This is a genomic window from Seonamhaeicola sediminis (genome assembly GCF_004358095.2).
GTDB classification, from domain to species: Bacteria; Bacteroidota; Bacteroidia; order Flavobacteriales; family Flavobacteriaceae; genus Seonamhaeicola; species Seonamhaeicola sediminis.
Window position 1 is genome coordinate 439,904 of record NZ_SMZJ02000002.1, and the last position, 25,075, is coordinate 464,978.

A 25,075-nucleotide genomic window follows, 5' to 3' on the forward strand; every position below is an offset into this window, starting at 1 on the left:
GAACATAATATATTATAATACTTTTTCTTTTAAAAAATTTAAAAATAAATTAATGGTTATTATAGTGTGTTAATAAGGCTGATAACTTTTTTTATTTTTATTTTGAAATATATTTTATGGTTGTTTATTGATAGTTAATTAACAGCTATTAATAAGGTTAATTTATTAATTTTTAAGTACTTTATATTTTACTATTAACAATTGTTTATAATCTAATTTAACAGTTATTTTTTAATAACTATTTAAGTTAACATAGCTTATAATTATACTTTTTAGTGCTGATAACTTAACTAAAAATTTACATAAACTTATTTGGATGTTAAGAGAACATTTTGGTTTGTAAAAATTAATAAATTTTGCAATTTTATTTTTTAGAAAATAATGAACAGTTATTAACAAGTAATTAATAATAACATCCACAATATTTAATATTATTACCTTTGTTAAAAGTTTAAAACATAAATTTAATTATGACTATTTCTATAGGAAATGACCATGCCGGAACAGATTATAAATTTGCTATTGTAGAATTTTTAAAATCAAAAGGTATTACGGTAATAAACCATGGTACCAATGATGATAATAGTGTGGATTATGCAGATTTTGTGCACCCTGTTGCTCATGATGTTGAAAATGGAACTTCTACATATGGAATTTTAATTTGTGGTAGTGCAAATGGTGTGGCTATGACTGCTAATAAACACCAAAAAATAAGAGCTGGTTTATGTTGGAATAAAGAAATAGTAGAATTGATTAGAGGGCATAACAATGCTAATGTTTTATGTATACCAGCTAGATTTACTGCTATACCTCAAGCTATTCAAATGGTTGAAACCTTTTTAAATACGGAATTTGAAGGAGGGCGTCATAAAAAGAGAATAGATAAAATACCGTTATCTTGTTAAATGGGTCATTCACATACCCATAATCATCATCATTCACATACCAGTTTAAAAGGTAGAAACCTTCTTATATCTATTTTTTTAAACATTATAATAACCACTGCTCAAGTAATAGGTGGTTTATTATCTGGTAGTTTATCTCTTTTAAGTGATGCACTTCATAATTTTAGTGATGTAATTTCTCTTATTATAAGTTATTGGGCTAATAAATTAGCTAGGAAAAAAGCCTCATTACAAAAAACATTTGGATATAAACGTGCTGAAATTTTAGCAGCATTTATAAATGCTGCTTCTTTAATTGTTATTGCTATTTTATTGATAGTAGAAGCAGTAGAACGTTTTGCAAATCCTCAGAAAATAGAATCTAATCTAGTTATTTGGTTATCTGCTATAGCTATTCTTGGTAATGGTTTAAGTGTACTGTTATTAAAAAAGGACTCTCAAGTAAATATGAATATTAAAAGTGCTTATCTTCATTTATTTACTGATATGATGGCAAGTGTGGCAGTTTTAATAGGTGGTTTATTAATGAAATATTATGAGATGTTTTGGGTAGACAGTGTACTTACCTTATTAATAGCGCTTTACTTAATATGGATGGGTTTTGATCTTTTAAAGCAATCTACAAAAGTACTTATGCTTTTTACACCAGATAATATTCCGGTAAAACAAATAGTGAATGAATTAAATAATTTTGATTCTATAAAAAACGTACACCATGTTCATATTTGGCAGTTAAATGAAGATGAAATACATTTTGAAGCACATATAGATTTTAATAAAGATATTACCTTATCTAAATTTGATGAGATTTTAAATGAGATAGAGGTATTGGTTTTTAAAAAATATCAAATTAACCATGTTAATATACAACCAGAATTTGGCAAGGTAGATGCTAAAGATGTAATTGTTCAAGATTAACAAAGTAGTTTGTCACCCTGAACTTATTTAAGGATCTCACTTAAATGTTTATGTTAGAAATTAAAACTAAGTTATTTTCAGAATTAACTACCCAAGAGCTTTATGAATTACTTCAATTAAGAAGTGAAGTATTTGTAGTAGAACAAGATTGTATCTATCAAGATATTGATGGTAAAGATAAAATAGCAATTCATGTTTTAGGTTTTAAAGAAGGTGATTTGGTTGCTTATACTCGTATTTTTAAGCCCGGAGATTATTTTGATTTAGCTAGTATTGGTAGGGTATTGGTAGCTAAAAAACATCGACAAAATAGTTATGGTTATCAGATTATGGAAGCTTCAATAAATGCTATTAAGGTTTATTGTAATGTCAATACAATTAAAATATCTGCTCAGGTTTATCTTAAAACGTTTTACAATTATTTAGGTTTTAAGGAAGTAGGTGAGGAGTACCTTGAAGATGATATTCCGCACATAGCTATGATAAAAAACTAGTTTTCATCAGCAACATAAGTTATTAATATTTCAACACGTCTATCGTATTTAGGGTCGCCACCTAAAGGGAATTTTCTCCGCATACCCATATAACGCATACGTTTTTTATTAACACCTTTTTTTGCAAAATACTCGTAAATATATTTTGCCCTAGCTTCAGAAAGATTACGTTTTTTAGTTTTCCTATCAACCGCATCTCTACTAAATTGTGTACAACACACATGCCCTTGAATAGTAAAATAAATATCATCTCGCTCTACCAACGCTTTAGCTATAGATTCTAAGTTTTTTTTAGATTCTGGAGAAACGGTTGCATACCCCGTTTTAAAAAGAATATTTTCGAAAATTATCTTATCACCAGCTTTTAACTTTCCTTTTATTTGTTTTGGAACATCTTTCTTTTGCTCAACAACTTTTGGAATTTCTTCTACTTTTTCAGGTAAAATAGGAGGATTAGGATTTACTATAATTTCAACTTTACGATTTAAACCACGAATTTTGTTTATATTTTTTTCTTCAATAATTTTTAATAAAATCTCTCCTTTACCATCAACATGAGTTATTAAATCTTCACTAATTTCATTTTCCGAGAAAGTAGTTTTTATAGCATTAGCTCGTTGTTGAGATAATTTTAAGTTGTAAGAAGGTGCTCCAACATCGTCGCAAAAACCAAAAATGGCAATAGATTTTATTTCAACTTCATTTAGGCTTGAAATAAAGAGTAAAAGTCTACTTTCTTCTGTTGGTGGGATATCATATTTATCGGTATCAAAATAAACTTCATGAGTTAGGTTTTTTTGAGAAAAAACCAACATATTTGTTAATGAAACAATTAATAAAACAAAAACAAATCGTTTAGTCATAGTAGGATAAAAAAACAAGTATATAAAGATACTATTTTTAAATAATTAACACTATTTATAAGTGTTCTACCTTTATATTATTTTAAATGGCTATTGTATGTAGATTGGTTATTAAGTATCTCTGTGGCTTTTTTTATTTTTTGATCATGAATTTTATAATACTCATACAACCCTTCTCTATACACGTATCTTTTTATAATTTCTTCTGTTAAAAGTTCTAATAAAAACGTTTTGTTTTCTGTTATTACATCTTCTTTAGAACGATTTAAGTTTTTAATTAAGGTATTAAAATCGTTTTCAATATTATCGTTTAACTCTTCTTTTGTAGCAGTTTCAAAAGCTTTATAAAGAGCAGTTTCAGTTTCAGTTTCAAATGAAAAATTATTGGTTTTTAAAAAATTTTTAAAAGTAGAAAAATCGTTATCATTTAACTTTAAACCATTAATATCTTCAATGTTATTATTGTAATAATACTCTGTAGCAAAATTAAAAATAAGATTGTTGTTTAAAATAGCATTGGTAATGGTTGAATTTTTAGAAGAGTTAAAAACCACATCTGGAAATACGCCACCACCATCAAACACCTTGCGTCCGTTTTTAGTTTTAAACTCATTATAATTTTCTTGTTTCACACGTACTGCTTCACCTTTGTTATTTCTGTTCCAATAATCTAGAGACTGAATACAACGTCCTGATGGGGTATAATATCTTGAAATGGTAATTTTAACCTGCGTACCATAAGTAAGTGGTTTTGGGCGCTGTACTAAACCTTTTCCAAAGCTACGAGAACCTACAATAACAGCTCTATCTAAGTCTTGCAAAGATCCTGAAACAATTTCACTAGCCGAGGCACTATTACCATCAATTAAAACAACCAAAGGAATTTCAGTATCTATTGGTTCGCCTTGCGTATAATATGTTTTATTATACTTTTTAACTTTAGATTTTGTGGTTACCACCAATTGTCCTTTAGGTACAAATAAGTTTACTATTTTAATTGCCTCATTTAGTAATCCACCTGGGTTTCCACGTAAATCTAAAATAATATGTTCAGCTCCTTGAGCTTTTAAGTCGCGTAAGGCATAATTAGTTTCTTTGTATGCTTTATTATTAAATTTGCTTAAAACAATATACCCTGTTTTATTATTAACCATAGAAAAATGGGGAACGGCTTTAATTTCAACTTCAGCTCTTTCAATGGTGGCAGTTGCTATCTTACCTTGACGTTTATAGGTTACTTCTACCTTAGAGCCTGGTGTTCCTTTAAGTAAATCTCCACTATTTTCTTTATAATCTTCAATGTTTGTATTCCCCACTTTTATTATCTCATCTCCAGCTTTTAGCCCAGCTTTATCTGCAGGATAATCTTTATAGGGCTCAACTATTACCAATTTATCTTTAAAAGTTTTCACTTTTGCACCAATGCCAGTATAATCTCCGGTATTATTTATTCTGGCAGCTTCTACGTCTTGCTCATTCATAAAGTTGGTATAGGGGTCTAAATCTGCCAACATGCTTTTAATAGCTGTATCCATTAAATCTCCGGGGTTGGTTTCGTCAACATAATTCATGTTGAGCTCTTTGAAAAGTGTCGTAAATATTTCAATTTGTTTGGCTATTTCAAAGAAGTCATTTTTAAAAGCGGTAGTGCTAAAAAAAATGGTTGCTGCCATTGTTATTAACACAAGTTTATTTTTGAGAATTTTTTTCATTGGGAATGTAAATTTTTATTATAAGATTTTGTTTGAAAACTTATCAAACAACACTTTCATTTTAGTTTCTACTTGTTTAAAAGAGGGTTTTTCTTTACCAATGTACAAAATCATTAACGCATATTGTGTTGTAATCTTGTTAAAAAAGTGAGGTTTATTTAATCGATAAGCTTCTCTTATTAAACGTTTTATACGGTTTCTGTCTACAGCATTTTTAAAATAACGTTTGCTGACCGAAACACCGGTTTTAGCAATTAGATCATCTTCAAAAGAAGTTTCTAAAAACACCATTCGTAGAGGATAAGCAGACACCGATTGCCCCTCTTTAAACAATTGGTCTATGAGCTTTTTGCTTTTTAGTTTTTCTTTTTTACCGAAAGAGAAATTCAAGTTGGGTTCGTTTTAGTATTCAAAGGTAGAAAAATAAAAAAATCACTAAGACATAAAGTTATTTTTTAGAGTTTTTATAAGTTTTAATGTTACATTATAAGATTGCTTATAACTCATTTAATTATGATATAAATCATAGTTTAAGCGGTGTTTCAGAGCTAACTTAGCTTGGTTAAAGCGTCTTAAAACATAGTATCATGGGAGAATTTAATATAATACAACTAAAGAACAAAAAAGACAGAGCCAACTATATTTATCATTTACTAAATGATATTAAGGCACTGGATTTAATGATTGAAAGAGGTTTAATAGAAGAAGGTTCTCTTAGGGTTGGAGCCGAACAGGAATTTTGTTTGGTAAATGAGCAATTTTTACCAGAGAATAAATCTTTAGAACTTCTGGAAGCTATTAATGATGAGCATTTTACTACCGAAATAGGCAACTATAACCTAGAAATTAACTTAGATGCTCAAGATTTAAAAGGCGCGTGTTTTTCAAAGATGTATAGTCAGTTGAAGTCATTACTAGAAAAAGCTGGAGAGGTAGCATCTAAAAAAGGAATTAGAATAATTTTAACAGGTATTTTACCTTCATTAACTGTGAAAAACGCCGATGAGCAAAACATGACCGAAGTAGAGCGTTATGCCGTTTTAAACAATGCCTTAAAGAGTCACCGACGCCAAAACTTTGATATTCATATTAAAGGGGTAGATGAGCTCAATTTGTTAAGTGATTCTGTTATGCTAGAAGGTTGTAACACCAGTTTCCAAATGCACTTACAAATGGGGCCAAATAATTTTATAGACAATTATAATTGGGCTCAAGCCATTTCAGGCCCTATATTAAGTGCTTGTACCAATTCACCATTGTTATTTGGCCAGGAACTTTGGAGCGAAACAAGAATAGCCTTATTTACGCAAAGTGTTGATACCAGAGCTAATTCTTTTTTATTAAATGAAAAACAATCTAGAGTTAGTTTTGGTAACCGTTGGCAAACAGGATCTATAACAGATATTTTTAAGGACAACATTTCAAGATTTAGAAGCTTTATGACTACAGGTTTTATTAAAGACAGTATTGAAATGCTTAACAGAGGTGAAATACCTAAATTAAGAGCTTTAGGAATTCATAATAGCACGGTATACCCATGGAATAGAGTTTGTTATGGTGTTATGGATGGCAAGCCAAACTTGAGAATAGAGAATAGGTATATTCCGTCTGGACCAACTATAAAAGACGAAATAGCAAATCTTATGTTTTGGGTTGGTGTTATGCTTGGAAAACCTAAAAAATATGAAAACATCCATGAACAATGGGATTTTAAAGATGTTAAAACCAATTTCTTTAATGCCGCCCGATATGGTATGGCTACACAGTTTTATTGGGACGGAAAATATGTTTCTAGTTTCGATTTAATTGTAAATGAACTATTGCCAATGGCTTATAAAGGTTTGTATAAAGTTGGTATTTCTCCTCAAGATGCAGAGTACTATCTAAAAATTATTAAAAATAGAGTACATAATAATAATGGCTCTGAATGGTTAACTAGAAATTATAGGAATTTACTTAAAAACCACAAGCGTTATGAAGCTATGCAAGTATTAACGGCTTGTATGTATGAAAAACAACAAAAAGGATATCCAGTGTCTACATGGGGTATGTTACACCATAGTACAGAATCTCGATTTAAAGACCAGCGCGTTGTTAAACATATTATGAGTGCCGATATTTTTTCAGTTGGCAAAAAGGATAGCGTAGAATTGGTTTTAAATATTATGAAATGGAAGAATATTCATCATATGCCAGTTATTGACGGTGATAGAAAACTAATAGGCTTAATTAGTTGGAATGATGTTAAAAATTATTTAGATATACCAAAAAAATTAAACAGTAGTGTTGGTAGTGTTATGAAAACAGATATTATTACTACTGAAGAATATACGCCAGCAAAGGAGGCAAAAGATCTAATGGAACAACATGGGATAAGTAGTTTGCCAGTTGTTAATCAAGGAGAACTAATAGGTTTAATTACTTTAAATGATTTTTAATGGAATGTTAGAGGTTTATAGCAAAGCGCTGAATGAAACTATACAAGTTGAAAGATTTATAGGTAAGGTCCTAGGTGAAAACCCAGGACCTACATTTGTGATTTTCGCAGGAATTCATGGAAACGAAACTGCGGGTGTTTTTGCTGCTGAATCTATTTTAAAAACAATCAGTTCAAAAATTGTAAAAGGGACAATTTACGCCATCTCAGGAAACTTAAAAGCACTTAAAAACAATCAACGTTTTATTTACAACGATTTAAATCGCCTTTGGACACCTGAAAATATAGTATCTATAAAACAAAAGACTCATTTAAACCCTGATGAAGAAGAACTTGTTGTTTTGTTAGATATTTTAAACAACATTTTAGAAACAGGAAATCCTCCTTTTTATTTTATTGATCTGCATACAACTTCTAGTAAAACACTACCATTTATTACCATTAATGATGCCTTGATAAATAGAAAGTTTTCAAAGCATTTTCCAGTACCTATTGTGTTAGGTATAGAAGAATATTTAACGGGTCCTTTATTGAGTTATGTGAATCAATTAGGTTATGTGTCTTTAGGTTTTGAATCTGGTCAACATGACGAGTCACAAGCTGTTACTAATAGTGTTGCTTTTTTAAAAATGGCCTTGGTTATTGCTGGTGTATTGAGTAAGGATGACGTAAATGATTTTAACAATTGTTTTAACCAACTAAAAACCCAATCCATGAATCATCAAAGTTTTTTAGAGGTTATTCATTTACACAAAATAGAAAAGGATGAACAATTTAAAATGTTAAATGGTTTTAAAAGTTTTCAGACTATAAAAAAAGGAGTTCCTTTAGCGGTTAGCAATGGCACTAATGTGTTTTCAAAACGGAATGGAATTATTTTTATGCCATTATATCAAAAACAAGGTAGCGAAGGGTTTTTTATCATAAGAACTATTAAACCATTTTTTTTAAGGTTATCGGCATTTTTAAGACGAATAAGAGTAGATAACTTGCTTGTATTGTTACCCGGAATTTCATGGTTAAATAGAAAAGAAGGTACTTTAAAAGTAAACTTAAAAGTTACAAAGTTTTATGCCAAAGCCATTTTCCATTTGTTAGGTTACCGAAGCAGACATACAGACGAAACACATTTAAGGCTTAATAATAGAGAGCGAGTGGCTAAAACGGTAATGTATAAAAAAGAAAAATGGTATAGAAAGTTCTAAAGTTTTTTTAATTAGTTGTTATCGATAGTTTTTTCTTTTTTAAATAAGAGTGATATCCAGTAAACAGATATTGTTGAAATAGTTCCTAAGGCAATACCATAACTTAACCGCCAAAACCAACATATAGCGTCTTGTCCTCCCTGGAATGTTTCTTTTTCTGAGAACGAGAAAGAAAGGTTACCAGCAAACATATATGATATAGGAACCCAAAGTAATCCTAAAATGATAATAATTTTCAGAAATAAGTAGAGAATCCTTTATAGACCATGTGATGGTTTTCTTAATTCTTTCACACCCCAGTAAACCGTTAATGGTAAAGATATCATTCCACTTCAAGTAATGAAAGTCCCCAAAGGAATTGATTTTTCTTTATCAATGACTATGGTGAGTAAAGGTGACCCAGTAACTAAAAGAACAATAACAATCAGTGTTAAAACAAGAGCACAGTAAAAATATGTTTTTTGTTTATTCATTTTTCAGTTACTATCTCGTATTTGTTTTAACCTTTTGTGAATTAGCACTTTATTTATTGAGACTTACTCAACTGATTTCTAGATTAACTTTTGAAATATGATACTTAGGTTGTGTATTTATACCTAATACCCAAAGCATTAATAAAATTAAAATTTTTCATATTTATTTATAATCTAAATTTAGATAGTTTGTTATAAATATAAGTATGAAATCATGGTTAATAGCGTTAATTTTTTAGTCCAATAAACCTTATAACTGAGCCTTTTCCATTATGGTAAATCCCTTCATTTAATTCAATTTCTATCTCCTCAAGTTTAAGTATTTTGTAGTTTTCAAAGTCTGATTTTAATTCTTCGATTGAAAACAATAAATCTATGTCTGGAGGGCCACCAACTTTTGGATTATCTTTTCTATATTTCATATGATTTTTCCCAAATGCTTCAAAAATTAATATTCCACCTTTCTTCAAACTTGTATTAAGTAATTTATGGTATTCAGATTTAATATTAGCAGGAAAATGGGCATAAATGAGAGCAATAGCATCAAAAGGCTTATTTTCAAAACTCAATTTAGGTAATTCGCCAACCTTATAATCAATTAAAACATTGTTTGTTTTTGCAAGTTTGATAGCTTTGTTTTTACCTTCTTCACTTATATCAAAAGCACTAACAGTCCATCCGTTTTTTGCAGCATAAACAGCATTTCTGCCTTCTCCTTCTGCTCCAAACAGAATGGTGCCAGATTTTAATTTTTGAATCTGTTCTTTCAGAAACATATTTGGCTCTGTGCCATAAGCATATTTCTTTTTTTTATATCTATCATTCCATCTTTCTATCCAGGCATCTGTCATTTCTTTTGCTTTTGTAGTTTTAATTAGTTATTGTTCTTTTAATATAGAAAGTACTTTTTGCCAAATTTCTGCATTGACATTCATTCCATCTTTTATATTGTGTTTCATAGCATTTAATGATCGCTCTCCTGGGTAATAAGTCATTTTACCATCTTTATTTGGTGCAGTATCATGTGTGTAATTAATTATTTCATTTAAGAGTGTCTGTTGTAATGCTTTGTCAGGAAATATCTCAGGATAAATACAAAGGTATATTTGTGAAATGGCTGTTTCATACTCACTTAACCCAATTTTGTAAGTAGAATTACCGGCTGATAACAACGTGGCTATCATATCTAGAACTATTGAAAACGCCGATCCTTTCCAGTATCCAACAGGAAGCCCTTTTTCTGTTTTAAGAATTTTTTCGGGGTTACGTGATAGGTTGTGATCTTCGTCCCAACCTCCAAGATAAGGCAGTTGTTCTCCCTTTAATTTATAGTCATTTATTTTACCAAAAGAAAATTGAGAAAGGGCCATATCTAATACAATATGCCCTTCTTTTCTTGGAATAGATACTACAAAAGGATTATTTCCTATGCGGTTTTCCTTTCCTCCCCATGCTGGCATATTAGGTTTTGTATTTGTAAAAAGAATAGCAATACAGTTTTCGTTTGCAGCTTGCCAGCCATAATAACCACCCCTCATCCAATGATTGGTATTTCTAAGCGCAACAAGTCCCATTCCTCCTTTTTTTGCTAAGGCTATAGCTCTATTAGTACATGTTACAGCATTAATAATTCCAGACCCTTGATTTCCATCCCATCTTTCTATATTCCCAAATGCTTCTACTTTTTTTGCTTCTTTATCAATTTTTACGATGCCTTTTTTTACAGTTTCAATGAAATAGGGTACGCGGTTAATTCCATGAGAGTTTATCCCGTACAACGTATTTTGTGTAAAAACATCTGCTAGGAGATTAGCTTTACTTTCTGTAAATTCATACTTTTTAAAGAGTGCATAAAGCACATCTTTCATTTCCTGGGAAGTGATTGTAAGCATCATATAGTATTTAGAATGGACAAATAAGTGTAAAAAGATAAGTAATATCTTTTATTAATAAACACCTCTAATATGACTATGAATATTGATATGATAAAAGTCTTCTAGTTGTTTCATGAGTTGGGTAGAAAGCGAGGGTAAATTACTGATTTTAGAATTTTCTATAACTTGTTTTATTGAACTTGCTCCTGGAATAACGGTTGTTACTTCTTTATGATCTAATATCCAACGTAGAGACATTTCAACAATAGATAAATTTTCTGGACAAAGTGATTTTAATTCATTTGATAGTTTTACCCCAGTTTTGAAAGGAAGACCAGCAAAGGTTTCACCTACATTAAAAGCTTCTCCATTTTTATTGAAATTTCTATGGTCATTTTCAGGAAACTGAGTTTGTGTTGTAAATTTACCAGACAGTAACCCGCTTGCTAGAGGTAAACGAACAATAATTCCTATTCCCTTTTTGTAGGCAAATGGGAGTAATTCATGAGTTAATTTTTGTCTAAAAATATTGTAAATGACCTGTAACGATTGTAGTCCTTCTTGTTCCAGGCATAATAAACCTTCTTCAACACTCTCAACACTGGCGCCAAAATGAGCTATTTGGCCTTCGCTTTTTAGGGCTCTTAGCCAATCAAAAATAGCGCCTTTTTTTAACTCTTCTATAGGTATGCAATGTAATTGCAATAGGTCTATACAGTCTTTGTTAAGGCGTTTTCTAGAATTATCAACCGATTTTCTTAGTGCTTGTTCACTGTAATTAGTTGGAAACACATCAGCACTACGGCCAAACTTTGTAGCAACTTTAACATCTGCCTTTGATTGTTTAATAAATTCACCAATTAATTTTTCACTTCTACCACTCCCGTAAACATCAGCAGTATCAAAAAAATTAACACCATTATTAAGGGCTTCTTCAAGAATTTTCTTCGCTAGGCTTTTATTTATTTTATCTCCCCAGTCCCCACCTAATTGCCAGCAACCAAGGCCTATTTCACTAGTTCGAAATCCATTATTTCCTAAAATTCTTTGTTTCATATCTATATTTATTAGATGAGTACTAACGATAAGCACTTTAAGATTGGCATTAAACAGCAAGCAACTTACAAAAAAACAAAAGCAACCTTATGAAAATCATCGATGATTTTCAGGAAGAATTGCGAAGAAAGTATAATCACTAACTTTAGTTAGAGCATTTTTATAATTTGTAATCAGGGAAGTTTTTTATCTTCTCGCAACTTACTTGTTCCATAACCTGACCAAGTTGTCTTTTTAAAATGTTAATGGTATGGTCTCCTCCTTGTTTTCCTAAAGCGGCCACGCCATACATAAAAGATCGACCTAAAAAGGTGAAATCAGCACCAGAAGCCATAGTTGCTGCAATATCTGGACCAGTGCGAATACCACTATCCATCATTACAGTAATTTTATCTTTATATTTTTGGGCAATATGGGTGAGTGGTTTTATGGTAGATTCTCCTCTATCTAATTGTCTTCCGCCATGATTAGAGACTATAATTCCGTCTAAACCTAAGGCTATAGCTTTTTCTACATCCTCATCGTTGGTTACACCTTTAATGACTAATTTACCTTTCCATTTATCTCTTATTGGTTTAATACGTTCTGGATTTAACCGCCCATTAAAGGTTTTATTCATAAACAAACCTAAATGTTTTAAACTTAAGCCTTTTGGCAGGTAGGGTTTTAATGTCTTAAACTCAGGTTGACCAGCCATTAATGTATTGAGCGCCCATGTAGGTCTAGAAAGAATTTGAAGCATATTTTGAACCGTCATTTTTGGAGGAATAGAAAGACCATTTATAATTTCTTTAGAGCGGTAGCCAAAGGTAGGTGTGTCAGATAATAATACTAAAGTGGGATAATTAGCATCTGCTGCTCTCTGTATAATATTATTTCTTAGTTCAGCTTCTACAGGATAATAAAGTTGAAACCAAGCATTACCTTCAGTAATATCAGCAATAGTTTCAATACTAGCAGTACCTACAGTACTTAGAATAAAAGGAATGTTATGCTCAAAAGCAGCTTTAGCTAAAATCTCTGAAGCTTTTGGCCACATTAAACCTTGTAAACCAATGGGAGCAATTCCAAACGGAGCACTGTATGTTTTATCAAATAATGTAGTTTCTAATGATGCTCCTTTGTAGTCTCTTAAATAGTATGGTTTTAGCTGAACATCTCTAATTTCTTTAGTGTTTCTGTGTAAATTGATTTCAGAATTACAACCGCCATCTAAATATTCAAAAGCAAATTTGGGGATTCTTTTTTTGGCACGTTCTCGTAAATATGGAATATCTGGATATTTTGAATTGAAATTTTCATTCATCTTTTTCTTTTTTTGGTAAAAGTTTTCCTAAGGGATTTTTCTTGTCAAAAATAAGGAAATTAAAAACAATTTATTGTTTGCGAATATTATGAGATAATAATTTTGAAAGAATTATTTAATCTATTGTAGGGAACTGTGTTTTAATCAAACAAATTTAAAAATTATACTTTTCACAAATAGCGGAGTATTTTTTATCCATTCAGATTTTTATTCCGTTTGAAATCAATTCCTTTTCTTATTAATTAGGCGTTATAAGCACTCCGTATGTCGTGAGTCCCTTTTGGTAAATCAGGGTTATTAAAATTCTATCAGTGTGCGATATCAAGCCTATAACTATAGCTAAACTGAATGGAACTCCTGTAAGGTTAAACTCTATTAACGATGTAAAAGCTATTAATAAAGTAATTCCCCAAAGTTTTGAAAGAAAAGCGTATGTACAAGTTTCCCTTTTTATTTTCACTAATGGTTGAATTAGTAATTTACAAAATAAAATTGGTGATAGATTTTGCGATGATTTTTTTGTAATGATTTTAGAACCTGAAGCCAAATTTTTAAGACAATTATATGTTGATTATTTTGACACCCTTTTTATTTAAAAACTACAGAACTATACTTAAAACTTATTATCATCTCGTCAAACTGTTTTATAAAGTCTTGACCTAAGTTTCCGTAAAAGTTACTAACATCTGCTTTAATGTCATTTTTATAAAGTTGTAAACTTTTTAAAGTAGCGCTAGAGTTACCAACAGTTAGCGCTACACTATCTACCAAAAACCCTTCAAATTCAATAACACCACCAGCGCTTCCAGATTTTAATGTTTGTGACCTATAGTTCTTTTCAATAGTATCTTGATACTTTCTGTAAAAAGGGGCGTATAAAGTAGTTGTTCTTGCGCCCGTATCAAATCCAAAACTTAGAGTTTCTTTTTTGTATTCAATCGCAATTATAGGTGTAAGACCATCTAAAGCAAAGTTTTGCTGTTTGTAATCTGTTGGGTTTTTTGGGGAGAAAATGGTATTATTTTTTGAAATACGCACTTCATCCATAGCTTCAATTACAGGAAAACCAATAATACCATTTATGTAGTAATCTATTTGAGGAAAGGAAATGTCTTCATCATTTAAAACTAAAAACACAACATTTTTAAAGGTTAGCCCCCCAATTACCAACTCATCAGCAACAGCTAAATCGCTATCTACTTTTTCTCCTGTGAATGCAGTAACATAAAAATCAGATTCTATATATGTTAACCCTAAGGCTTCAACAAGAGATCTCTTTATCACAGAAATATTTGCCCCGGTATCAAAAATGTAATTCTTTGTTTGTTGATTGATTGATACATCAATATTAAAAAGCCCCACTTTATCTTTTGTCATTGGAAAGGAAACATCAGAATTTTTTACAATTTCTTGAGTAGGGATGTTTTCTAAAGACTTCCATATATTGAGTTCGTTTTCTAACAGTTGAACTTTTGAAGAATCATTTAATTGACTGTAGTTTTTTAAAATAAGTTCACTAACTTCTTTAGCCTTTTTATATTCATAAAGATTTATATGATTTAAAAGTTTAGTATTGTAAAGTTTGTTTAGCATGGTGTTTGTTAAACTTAGAGGTTCTAAACTTAGTAGTTCTTCTATTTTCGAGTTTGATTTAGGTAAATCGTTAAATAGATTTAAAACAATGGCTTCGTAATAGAGGATGTGTTCCTTTGAGAGAAGACTCTTTTTGGAATTAAGGTTTTGTCTTAATTTAAAATAGTCTTGAACTTCAGTTAAAGAATCTAGTTGTTTAGTTATAGCTAGGTCACTTACATTTTTAGTTTGAGTATTTTTACAGGCAACAGTTAAGATTATTAGTGAAAAAAAAATGTTCCTCATGGTTATATTTTTATCAGGTTTAAGTAAAGGTAATTAATTATACTCTTAGTTTTAAGAGAACTTAGAATACAACCATATCTCCAACTTTTCAAGTCGGCACCTTTAGGAGCAATTTTATGAACCTTTTCTACATATTTTTTGATAAACATGCGGTGGTATCTTAACCTACTAATATGATTCCCATTATTGTGATCACCGTTCCAACAGTGTTCTGCTCTGTCGCCGTAATCTACTTCACCATTGTAATAGGGAGCGGTGGTCTCTGATAGAATTTCCTCAGCAAGGTAAACGGCATTGTTGAGATAATAATTATCCATATCGCCACAATACAAATGAATTTTATTAGCCCAATCTTTACCGTGTTTTGCCCAGTCTCGTTTTAATATATAAGCAAGATCGTAATTTTCTTTCCAGTAAGCTGCTACTTCTTTATTTATTTCACCAGTGATACGATTCCAAATTCTTTTTGGGTAACCTTCATTATCTATTGGAGAATATGTTGCCTCCCAAATATCCCATTGCTGTCCTGACAGCCCCTTTGTACCCAACACTAATTCTCGGTAATTCATATCTTTTAAGGTAGCATCCACATTTCCCAAATAGTCTCGGTGACCGGCAACCAACGTTTTTCTGAATACGCCTTCCTTATAATACGCATTCTCGTCTTCATAGATATTGACTAAAAAGTATGCTCTAAAATCAATTGGATCAGGACAAGCAGCAAAACACATCCCATACTCTTTAGGATATTTTACTTGCACTGCTAGAAACTCCCACCCTCCAGTACTTCCTCCGTAAACAAATCGTGACCAACCTTCTCCTATTCCTCTAAATTGTTTTTCAATATACGGAATGAGCTCGAAGGTGATCGCATCGCCATATGGGCCTTGAGCAGCACTATTGACGGTATAAGAATCATCATAATACGGCGTGGGGTGTTGGATTTCAATGGCAATGACTCTAGGAAAATCAGGACCAGTCCAAATTTTATAAAAATCGTATACTTCCTGCTGGACCATACGATTATACCCTTTCACATCAAATCGCTCATTATAATCAGGCTCAAGATAGTTGTTCGAAAACCTCTAAAATCATCAGGGAAATGTCCATGCATAATAGCTAGCGGATATTTTGTGTTGGGGTGCAATTCCCATCCTTCAGGTAATAATATATGAGCACCCAAATACATATCTCTTCCCTAAAAGTCACTCAACAACTTATTTTTTATTTTTATGTATTTTAATATTATTTTTCATTTCTAGATGTTATTTAATTACCGCCAATATTATTGATTTTAAAAGTTGGCAACTGTCTCTATTCTAGCATTATATGAGGTTCCTTTTTTAAATATCCTAATGACTGTAAAAAAACATCAGCTTCATAGAGCGTTTTTTTGTAGTACTCAAAATTTTTATAATTGAAGAATCCGTGATTTTGTCCTTCATATAAATGAAGCTCACATTTGCTTTTAACTTTCTCCATTACTTTTTGATAATACTTAGCAGTTTCAACAGGTATTAATTTATCATTAGTTCCTAAAAAAACTATTGTTGGAGGTGCTCCTTTTTTAATGTTATGAAGGGGAGAAAAATTCTTATAATCATCTTTTATTCTATCATAACCGTATCCACCTGGACCATTGTCAAAAACCGGATTAAAAAGTACCAAAGCATTGGGGACACAATTTACTGAAATGTTATCTGTGTGTTCATTATAATTATTTATTAATGCTGTTGCTGCGGCTAGATGTCCACCAGCAGAACCACCAGCAGCAACAATCTTTAAAGTATCAACATGAAACTTTTCTGCATTTTCTTTAATAAATCTAATAGCTGATTTAGCATCTTTTACAGACTCAAATGGTGTAGTTTGATGCATTTTATGTACTCTGTAATCAACAAGAAAGCAAATCATACCTCTTTTAGAAAAATATTTGGCATGAGGTTCAAATTGTTTAATTGAGCCACTAATCCAACCTCCACCAAAAAAGAAAATCATTGCAGGGTTTTTATTTACCTTATCAGTTATTTCAGGGTAATGAATTTTCATCAATAATTTTGTGGTATCAATTTGTTTGTACAATACTTGTTCTTGTGAGTACCCAAATGAATAAGCAATTAAAGAAATCAACAATAATGTAAAAACGTGTTTTATATTCATTTTATTTGTTTTTAATAGTTTGAAACGGTTCTTATAACCGTCAGTTATCCACTGTAATTACAGTTATATATTGTTAATTTCTCATTTCATTTTTTCGCATTGGCATCGAGTCAATAATTTTGAAAACCTCTTCTTTTAAAAGAATTTTGTTCTGCTGGATTTTTATTTGCCCATCTAGTCCAATGAGAATTATTTCAAAATTTTCATTTTCATCAAGAATATTTTTAGATAAATTATCCGAAACATTTCCAGAATAATTCAATGCACTTTCGGTATAATTAACAAATGAAAATTTATTTTTATTTATTTTATAGAGAACAAGTTTTCTTTCCTTTAGTTCTTTAATTGAATTTTTAAATTCAGTTAGTTGATTATTATATTTTTTAGAATCTGTATTTAATGTCTTCACAATAAGTATTCTATCTTTCCATTTATGATCACTCAAGTCCTGACCATAGAATTTAGAACTTAATAAAACCATGGTTAGATATAGTATTTGGCAAATAATTGAGGTTTTCATGAAGGTTACCCATATTTTTTGAGATTGGACATAAACCACGCTGAATTATAAACGTTATTGTAAAGTGTTTTTTTAATTCTTGTTTTCTGGTATAATCTTTTGCAGTTTCTTTCTTGCCTTAGAGAAGTGATTAAGTAAGTCTGGTATTTTATTATCTCCATAACCTTGTCTAATCTCCTTCTCTGAAAATTCTAATATTTTAAGTAGTTTTTTTGCTGAATCAATTTTAGCATGAGGCATTGTGCTACCAATTGTATCAATCCAGATAGGTGAACTCTCTGCGAATGCATAACTGTCCATCATAGGCCATTCAGAATTGCTGCCTGACACTCTTGCGGTTATCCATCCACCTTCAGGAATTTCAATAGAACCGCTATAAGTTTCACTATTTCCATTCTTACCTTTTTTCATGTCAACTACAACGCCATTAACAAATAGTTCTACTTTTTCATAAGGAACTGGAGAATAAACTTTTAAATTCCACTTGGCTTTCTTTTTATTAGATTTGATAATTTCACCCACTTCATAACCTTCTACAGAGAATACAAGCTGAGGTCCATTGCTAACAAAACTCCTTCCTGCTTTTAGTGCTTTTAAATAATTTTCTAAATTAGGTTCTCCTTGTGGTTTTACATAAACACGTGTTGCACCTATAGCCATAGTTCTGTAAAGGTCGTTCATAACATCACTACCAGCAGATAAAGCTATTGGGATTCCTAAGTTAAGAATTTCGTGCCATAAGGCGGCCGTACCAATTTCATCAGTCCAGAGGCATCCTAATTCTAAAATATCCACCTCTCCCATAACGGCATCTGCTATAAAACCTGTAGGTATAGACCATTCTGCCCCTTCTTTAAAGGGCTCTTTTATTGGTACAGGATGAACATACCCGCCTAACCCGCCTTGTTCTCGAGCAAACCGAAGTGGCTCTGCATTAAGCCTATCGTCTGCACCATATATATCATACAATGGTCCCCAAACCCAAGGCCAGTATAATTCTTGAGTGCCTATAAGGCTTAAATGACCTAAAAAGTGTGAACGTACTTCTTGCCCAAAAGATATAATTGGTAGTTTTTCGTTTTGCCAATAAAACAAGTCCTGTTCAAGAAACCTATTTCCAAGATTAGCAACTAATGGGAAAGCCACGTTTATGCCTTCTGCTTTAAGGTCTAAAAGTATATCCTCTGGGTCTAACCGGTTAGTTCCTCCATAATTAAGATGAAAATGAGTATCAGCAGAATACCAACCTTCTTTATTCGCATTCCAAATTCGGTTTAGATTAATCTCTGTTTCCAAAGTTCCTTCTTCTAATTTAAATTCTTGAACGTGTGCAATTGTAGAAAAACCATGTACTACTTTAATAGTTATATTACCAACAGGAGCTTCAATTTCAATTTCTCCCGGGGAGTAGAAAAAAACAATTCCATTTTGTCCTTCAGAATGAATTATGCCAGAATTAGGAACTATAGGGTGTCCATCTTGGTCAATAATGCTCATCCTAGCAGGAGTTATTTTTCCATCCAATCGACAGGTAATTTTTAGTTTTCCAATGGTAGTACCCCAATTCCATTTGCTTATGGATAGTAATTCAGGTGAACCTCCATTTATGGGGATTCTTTTAATTTCAGAAGACTCCATTTTGTTGTTTTCTGAGAAATAAACCCATTGACCGTCAGCACTAAATTTTGGTGATAATGGTAATCCTTTACTTTTAGTAAGAAGCATTTTACTTTTAGGAATTGTTATATTTAATAAACGAAGTTCATAATCATCTCCATTTGGCCATGTATAAACTAATGTGGTGTTGTCATTTGACAATGAAAAAGCAGCTTGAGAAGCAAAATTCTCTTCTATCAACGGAGTACTAATATTATTTTCTATATCTAACAATTCAATGGAGTCATAAGAAAACCCCTTTTTATGGAGATAAATGATTTGCTTACCATCAAGTGTTGGAACCGGAAGACGCTCAAGGCTATTTTCTTGAGTTAATATGCTACTTTCTAACGTTGTGAGATTTGTTTTCCAAAGATCAAACGACCCATTTTTTGCAGATGAGTAATAGACAAAGTTTCCGTCTGCTGAAAAAATGGGGTCTAAGTCTAAGGCGTTAGAGTTGACAAGTACGGTTTCTTTTTTTGAATTTAAATCTAAAATAACCAAGTGTGTGTCTATGGAGTTATCTCTGACAAAAACTATTTTAGTTCCGTCTGGTGACCAATTTGGTCTGGAATCCATATCAGAAGAAAAAGTTAGCCTTTTGGCCTCAGAAGTTTCAGGGTTAAACATCCACAGCCACCCTTTAGCTGAAAAAACAACAAAATCATTTGTTGGTGATGGAGCGGGGTCTGTAGGCCCTGAATTTAAAACAGGCAATTCATATCCTTCTAAATAGACATGATGACCATATCCTTTCACTTTTGGATACCTGTTAGTCCATTGAGCATTTACAGAATATGATATTAAAAACAGAAAACAGAAAACAACAATAGAATTTTTCATATTTTTTACTTTAAATGTAAATACTTTAAAACTCAGGGTTAAACATAGATATGATTAGAGAATGAAAAGATAATAAATTCTGTATTAATAATTAGAGGAAAGGACTTCCATATACTCTCTAATTATTGATTGTTAATTAGCTAACCTTAGCGAAGCGTTAATTGCGGTTATATATTGTTAGCCTTTCGTTATTTCTTTATTCAACTACTTTTTGTTCAAATCTTTCATTATTTTAAACTAATTTAGTTGAAAATTCATTGACTATAAGTATCCTAACTTTGTAAAAATAATGGAGGTTAAAGGTATAGTGCAAATACCATCAAAACCTACAATTCTGTTGTAAAAATTACAGAGGGGTATTTCAACAAACCTTTAGTTAGTTTTCCCATCGTCTAGTAACAAGACACCTAACAAATATCTACTCAGATGGCTCGGCTAGGTATCGGTCGAAGTATTCGATTAGTTTGCCAAAGAGGTAGCAATCGTAATGCCGTTCACGGCTCCATCCATGCGTCGCACCCGGTGCAAAAGCAAAGTCGAAGTTCTTACCCTGTTTAATTAGTTCTTCAGCTAATACGGCCGTAGTTTTAAATGGGACCACATGATCCTGCATGCCGTGGATGAACAGGAGTTTATCTTGCAGATTCGCTGCGTACTTGAGTGCTTTTCTTTCAAAGACCTCAGGGTGTGTCTGTGGGGTACGAACAATGGCAACATCGTCTGTGCCAAAGAACACTGGGTCCACAGCCGCAGCTGCAGCAACACCTACCTGGAATAAGCCGGGCTTCTTCAACAACGAATAAACGGAGAGAGTCCCACCGTAACTGCTACCCCAGACACCGATGCGATTGGGGTCAACATAATCCAGTGACTCCATGTAGGCAACAGCACTTGCATAATCCTCTATGTCCTGGTCGGCAAAGCCTAACAGGAACTCTTCTCGAAATGCTCGTCCATAACCGTTACTACCTCGTGAATCCACCTGCACAACAACATACCCTTTCTTGACCATCAGTTGCTGAACGAGGCTGTAGTTACCTGCCCAGCGATTCCTCGCTGTATTCGAATACACGGGCCCAAAAAGCACCGGATACTTCTTGCTGGGCTTCATGTTGGTAGGTTTCAGAATTCGTGCATGCAACCTATAGTCATCTACAAGACTGGGGAAACTGACGTATTCGGCACTCACCCAGGTTCTCTTAGTAAAGGCAGGTAATGGCGAATGGGTTACTCGCTTAGCGTCACCACCCTTGCTGCTTACTACGTAAAGCTCAGGCGGTGATGTGTCGTTACTGTGCATGAATACCAAGTTCTGGCCATCTGGTGAAGGATAGCCAACATTTCGGCCAGCAAGATGCGTTACCTGCTCAGGTTTGCCTCCAGACATATTCAAGCGATACACGTGTTGTTCGTTTGGATTAACACCATTGCCTGTATAAAATAGTATATCACCAGTAATCCTTGGGGCGGACAGCACATCATAGGAAGGATCTGTTACGAGTTGTGGACTACTCATAGACCTTGAGGGATTGATTGTATAAAGCCCGTAGCGATTACCCATATCGCTTAAGAAAACCACCTTCTTTCCATCTGGATGCCAGTTAGATCCAAACGATGTGTACATACGACTCTCTCTAACACCTCTCCAAATCTCACGAGGTTGGCTTTCTCCAGGTGCAACAACGAACAATTTACGTTCAACCGCATTGTCGGATGCGATATCAACCAGCAGAGCACCTTTTGGTGACCAGTTAAAGTCGATGATCTGGTTGGCGCTTGGGTCTGGTAAATCAAGGTACACTATGTTACTATTTTCTACATCGAGCAGGCCAACTCTGCGAATCTCGTTTGGATCGCCCGGGTAACTTCTGCGTACTTCGTTGGGATTGGTTTCGGTAGCGAGGTAATTCGGGAATGGCACCTTTCGCATCTCACGTCTGTCAACCAAGTGAAATGCAATTGTATTGCCATCTGGGGACCACTTATAGGTTGGTCCACTCCAGATGCCTGGACCGATTTCACGTTCTGGTCGACTGTAACGCCCCTTTCCTAAGTTCGAGAGACTAGCAATACCAATTTTGGTAAGCTTACGATTTTGTTTGGTAGTGAAGTCAACTAGCCACAGGTCACCGTTGCTTATATAAGCCAAATGACTGTCACTTGGTGATATAGACAGGTTGTGTGCATCTGTCTCTACAGTCATCAATTCGAGGTCTTCTACTTGGTTTAGTGTTGTCTGCCAAAGGCTGTTGCCTCTTAGGCTGATGAGCGTATTTGCATCAGCCCAGACAATATTGCGCACTGGCGGGGATGTCGTATTGGAAATGAGGCGTACTTCCTTACCATCGCTTGTTGATATCCAGAGGCCACGCCCAGGATTTCCCGGTTCATTCCAGGAAAAGACGAAATGCTTGCTATTCGGTGCCCATATAGGCTGGGAAGGGGTTGTTCCTGTCAGTTTTGGCGTTGCGAATAAGTCATCAAGGGTGAGGTCACTTTCCTGTGCTGTAGCTGTTATGCTCATCGTCATCAGTAGGCCTGTTATTAACCATGTTTGCCAAAAAGAGATATTTTTCATGTGTTTGTATTAATAATTGTCTAAAATCTACTCACTTCATCATGATCATGTGATCTGAATTACCGGTCATTTCCCATTGGGTCAATACCACAGGGATACAGCCAATGCGATTTATGCTATCAAAGAAATCACGGAGTTCGAATACCTCTCCATTTAGCTCTTCGCTACGAGCATATTCTGCCATAGCGGCTTCTATCAAATACTTACCCGTGATATAGCTTGTACCATAACCGGGCTGTCTTAAATACAAGTGCTGCTCAAATATCAACAGCTCTTTTTCAGTTTTCATCCAACCTCGAGGCGTATATTCAGAATGTATGCCACCGGCCTCTTCCATGGTCATTTCATTGGCGTGCGCATAGAGAGAGCCTAATCCTCTAGCAGCCCTTTGTGCGATCATAATATAGACGATCTCACGGACTCTAGGGTCATTATCATATAAGCCTGCATCCATAAACATTTCTTCCACTGCAGTGGCAGTACCCTCATTGCGAGAATCGAAGATGTTGTACAACAATGGCCCTTTTCTAATTTCACTTGGGTTAGGCTCATTGTCCATTCTGGCCAGTTCAAACCAATGATAAAAGTGAGAGAAGAGTGGGCGCGGGTCATAATGAGAAGTGATATAGAAGAAGTTTCTCTTTTCTTCAGGAATAAAAGTACCTAGGTGCTCTCTTAAAGCAGGGTCGAAATAATCCTTCACCGTAAGGATATTTTCATTTTCTAAGAAACTCATCAAACTCTTGGCCGCACGATTGGCAAGGGCATCATAACTCTCTGGTGAATCTACGGCTATCAGTTCGGGAAGGTCACGATTGCGATGTTCTTCCAATTTCAAAGCCGACCATGCACGGGCAAGTTCTCTTTTTAGAATCATCACTTCATCTTCCCAAGTAAGCGGAACCAAATGCACATTTTGCATATACCAAGTATAGTTATCCTTGCCTATACCTGATGGACCTGTTTTCTTATCTGATTCTGCTTCTAGCCATTCAACCAATTGATTTGTAGAAGTTTGGGCTTTTTCAATTGCAGACATCATGTCTTCATCTGCACGCACGCCTGCTGCACTTTTCATGTCCTCGAGAACTTCAGATTGCTCCATGATATCTCTGATACCCGTGATCCAGAGGTCTCTAGAATTTCCTGTCAGATTGGTTTTGGCTTGTGTATTCAATGTTGGGATTACAGCCAGATCATTGAGCATTCTTTCACGTTCTGTATTGCTAAGCGGAAATTCATAGGTCCACAATTCCAAGGTGCCATGGTTAGTAGGGCCTTCATGCGCTGGTACATCACTTTTGTAGGTCCATATGGTCTTGTAGAATGCAGGGTCGCGTTCCCAAGGCTTCAGTACACGATAGTTAAAATCAAAACCGTTCATTTCTGCCCAGACAATCATCCAATCCACTTTTTTGGGGATAGACCAGCCCGCAGTGTCAATTGCAGTATGGCGAGCTCTTAATTGATCAAAAGCCGACATTCGCTGAGTGAAAGTAGCTTTCCGATAATCGGGTGCGCCTTCAAGTTTTGGAGGCATTTCGAAGGTTCTCCATTCTTTAAATAAAGCAATTAAATCCTGATAGTCATTGGAAGTAAGATGTTCAGTTTTGGTTTCCCTGCTCCTTTCTTTATTATCCATTTGACAGCTAAAAAAGAGCATTAATAAAAGAGTAAGAATGACGGTAGTAGTTCTCATATGTTGATGGTATTTTTTCTTTTTTTGGTGAAAATTACAGCCAAAGGTTTTGTATAAGTAAAGTCAGAAGCAATGAACTATAGCCAGTGTTGTGCTTTCGTTATTTATTTTTTTCTAATTCTGAATTAATTCCAATAGTTTTTCAGTCATACTCTTCATATTGTTATATTCATTTATGACAAGATTGTTATTAAATATAGAAAGCACGAATCCATTTTTAAATGTTTGTATTATACTGAAATAGGTTGACCTTTTTCGGGTTCATTTTTCGTTTGTTAAAAGGTCAATAGTTCTAAATTTTCTTTATTTCTTTTGTAGGAATGATATGCTACATTTTGGTTAAGATGAACAAAAGCTGGTGTGTTCAATTTTAAACTGTGATGCGTTCTTTTGTTATTGTAAATACTGACAGCTTTTTTAATGATCTTCTTAGCTAAGGTAACATTTTTTACAGTTTGTTTGAGACCGTATTCATATTTTAATGTTCTGTTAATT

The 25,075-nt window shown here is 33.3% G+C and carries 20 protein-coding genes; 5 read left to right on the top strand and 15 right to left on the bottom strand.

Annotated features, from left to right (window positions below; genetic code table 11):
• The first annotated feature begins 470 nt into the window (after window positions 1-470).
• From rpiB to E1J38_RS04535, 3 genes are read left to right on the top strand one after another with little or no spacing between them, the layout of a single operon-like run.
• On the top strand, window positions 471-905 hold the full coding sequence (gene rpiB, locus E1J38_RS04525; protein WP_133355631.1) for a ribose 5-phosphate isomerase B: 435 nt from the start codon (window positions 471-473) through the stop codon (window positions 903-905).
• Window positions 906-1,823, top strand: a complete 918-nt coding sequence (locus tag E1J38_RS04530) for a cation diffusion facilitator family transporter (RefSeq protein ID WP_133355630.1) — start codon at window positions 906-908, stop codon at window positions 1,821-1,823.
• Between the two features lie 50 nt (window positions 1,824-1,873).
• Window positions 1,874-2,317 carry a GNAT family N-acetyltransferase gene (locus tag E1J38_RS04535; RefSeq protein WP_133355629.1) on the top strand — a complete coding sequence of 148 codons (444 nt, stop codon included), beginning with the start codon at window positions 1,874-1,876 and terminating at the stop codon, window positions 2,315-2,317.
• On the opposite strand, the gene E1J38_RS04540 is transcribed toward E1J38_RS04535, so the two are convergent.
• The 3 genes from E1J38_RS04540 to rnpA form a co-directional block, all read right to left on the bottom strand.
• A complete protein-coding gene (locus E1J38_RS04540; protein ID WP_133355628.1) occupies window positions 2,314-3,180 on the bottom strand; it encodes an OmpA family protein in 867 nt (288 codons plus the stop codon). The genes E1J38_RS04535 and E1J38_RS04540 overlap by 4 nt on opposite strands.
• A 77-nt stretch (window positions 3,181-3,257) precedes the next feature.
• Window positions 3,258-4,892, bottom strand: coding sequence for a S41 family peptidase (locus E1J38_RS04545; RefSeq protein WP_133355627.1), 1,635 nt, complete (start codon window positions 4,890-4,892; stop codon window positions 3,258-3,260).
• An 18-nt stretch (window positions 4,893-4,910) separates the two neighbouring features.
• Window positions 4,911-5,282, bottom strand: a complete 372-nt coding sequence (gene rnpA, locus E1J38_RS04550; protein WP_133355626.1) for a ribonuclease P protein component — start codon at window positions 5,280-5,282, stop codon at window positions 4,911-4,913.
• A 197-nt stretch (window positions 5,283-5,479) separates the two neighbouring features.
• Between rnpA and E1J38_RS04555 the strand changes: the two genes are divergently transcribed.
• Together E1J38_RS04555 and E1J38_RS04560 are read left to right on the top strand one after the other, a co-directional pair.
• Window positions 5,480-7,330, top strand: coding sequence for a CBS domain-containing protein (locus tag E1J38_RS04555; protein ID WP_133355625.1), 1,851 nt, complete (start codon window positions 5,480-5,482; stop codon window positions 7,328-7,330).
• A complete protein-coding gene (locus E1J38_RS04560; RefSeq protein WP_133355624.1) occupies window positions 7,320-8,534 on the top strand; it encodes a succinylglutamate desuccinylase/aspartoacylase domain-containing protein in 1,215 nt (404 codons plus the stop codon). The genes E1J38_RS04555 and E1J38_RS04560 overlap by 11 nt, the downstream gene beginning before the upstream one ends.
• 700 nt (window positions 8,535-9,234) lie before the next feature.
• Here the strand turns inward: E1J38_RS04560 and E1J38_RS04565 are convergent.
• The 12 genes from E1J38_RS04565 to E1J38_RS04625 form a co-directional block, all read right to left on the bottom strand.
• Complete coding sequence (locus E1J38_RS04565; protein WP_133355623.1) at window positions 9,235-9,858, bottom strand: class I SAM-dependent methyltransferase; 624 nt, start codon at window positions 9,856-9,858, stop codon at window positions 9,235-9,237.
• Window positions 9,859-9,885: 27 nt separating this feature from the next.
• Entirely contained in the window at window positions 9,886-10,902 is a 1,017-nt protein-coding gene (gene yiaK, locus E1J38_RS04570; protein ID WP_222428232.1) for a 3-dehydro-L-gulonate 2-dehydrogenase, read from the bottom strand.
• A gap of 51 nt (window positions 10,903-10,953) precedes the next feature.
• Window positions 10,954-11,937, bottom strand: a complete 984-nt coding sequence (locus E1J38_RS04575) for an aldo/keto reductase (RefSeq protein WP_133355622.1) — start codon at window positions 11,935-11,937, stop codon at window positions 10,954-10,956.
• A gap of 160 nt (window positions 11,938-12,097) precedes the next feature.
• Window positions 12,098-13,243, bottom strand: a complete 1,146-nt coding sequence (locus tag E1J38_RS04580) for an alpha-hydroxy acid oxidase (protein ID WP_133355621.1) — start codon at window positions 13,241-13,243, stop codon at window positions 12,098-12,100.
• 588 nt (window positions 13,244-13,831) lie between these two features.
• Window positions 13,832-15,121 (bottom strand): retropepsin-like aspartic protease, encoded by a 1,290-nt coding sequence (locus E1J38_RS04590; RefSeq protein ID WP_133355620.1) that lies wholly within the window; start codon window positions 15,119-15,121, stop codon window positions 13,832-13,834.
• Between the two features lie 2 nt (window positions 15,122-15,123).
• Entirely contained in the window at window positions 15,124-16,140 is a 1,017-nt protein-coding gene (locus E1J38_RS04595) for an alpha/beta hydrolase (protein WP_222428233.1), read from the bottom strand.
• A 295-nt stretch (window positions 16,141-16,435) separates the two neighbouring features.
• The gene (locus E1J38_RS04600) at window positions 16,436-17,281 is read right to left on the bottom strand and encodes an alpha/beta hydrolase (RefSeq protein WP_255449784.1); all 846 of its coding nucleotides are present in this window, start codon (window positions 17,279-17,281) and stop codon (window positions 16,436-16,438) included.
• 73 nt (window positions 17,282-17,354) lie between these two features.
• Window positions 17,355-17,801, bottom strand: a complete 447-nt coding sequence (locus E1J38_RS04605) for a DUF4174 domain-containing protein (RefSeq protein WP_133355619.1) — start codon at window positions 17,799-17,801, stop codon at window positions 17,355-17,357.
• 72 nt (window positions 17,802-17,873) lie between these two features.
• Entirely contained in the window at window positions 17,874-20,303 is a 2,430-nt protein-coding gene (locus E1J38_RS04610) for a CehA/McbA family metallohydrolase (protein ID WP_133355618.1), read from the bottom strand.
• Between the two features lie 418 nt (window positions 20,304-20,721).
• Window positions 20,722-22,881, bottom strand: coding sequence for a prolyl oligopeptidase family serine peptidase (locus E1J38_RS04615; protein ID WP_133355617.1), 2,160 nt, complete (start codon window positions 22,879-22,881; stop codon window positions 20,722-20,724).
• Window positions 22,882-22,912: 31 nt separating this feature from the next.
• Window positions 22,913-24,580, bottom strand: coding sequence for a DUF885 domain-containing protein (locus E1J38_RS04620; RefSeq protein ID WP_133355616.1), 1,668 nt, complete (start codon window positions 24,578-24,580; stop codon window positions 22,913-22,915).
• Between the two features lie 275 nt (window positions 24,581-24,855).
• A partial coding sequence (locus E1J38_RS04625) for an integrase core domain-containing protein (RefSeq protein ID WP_145774280.1) occupies window positions 24,856-25,075 on the bottom strand: 220 nt, incomplete at its 5' end.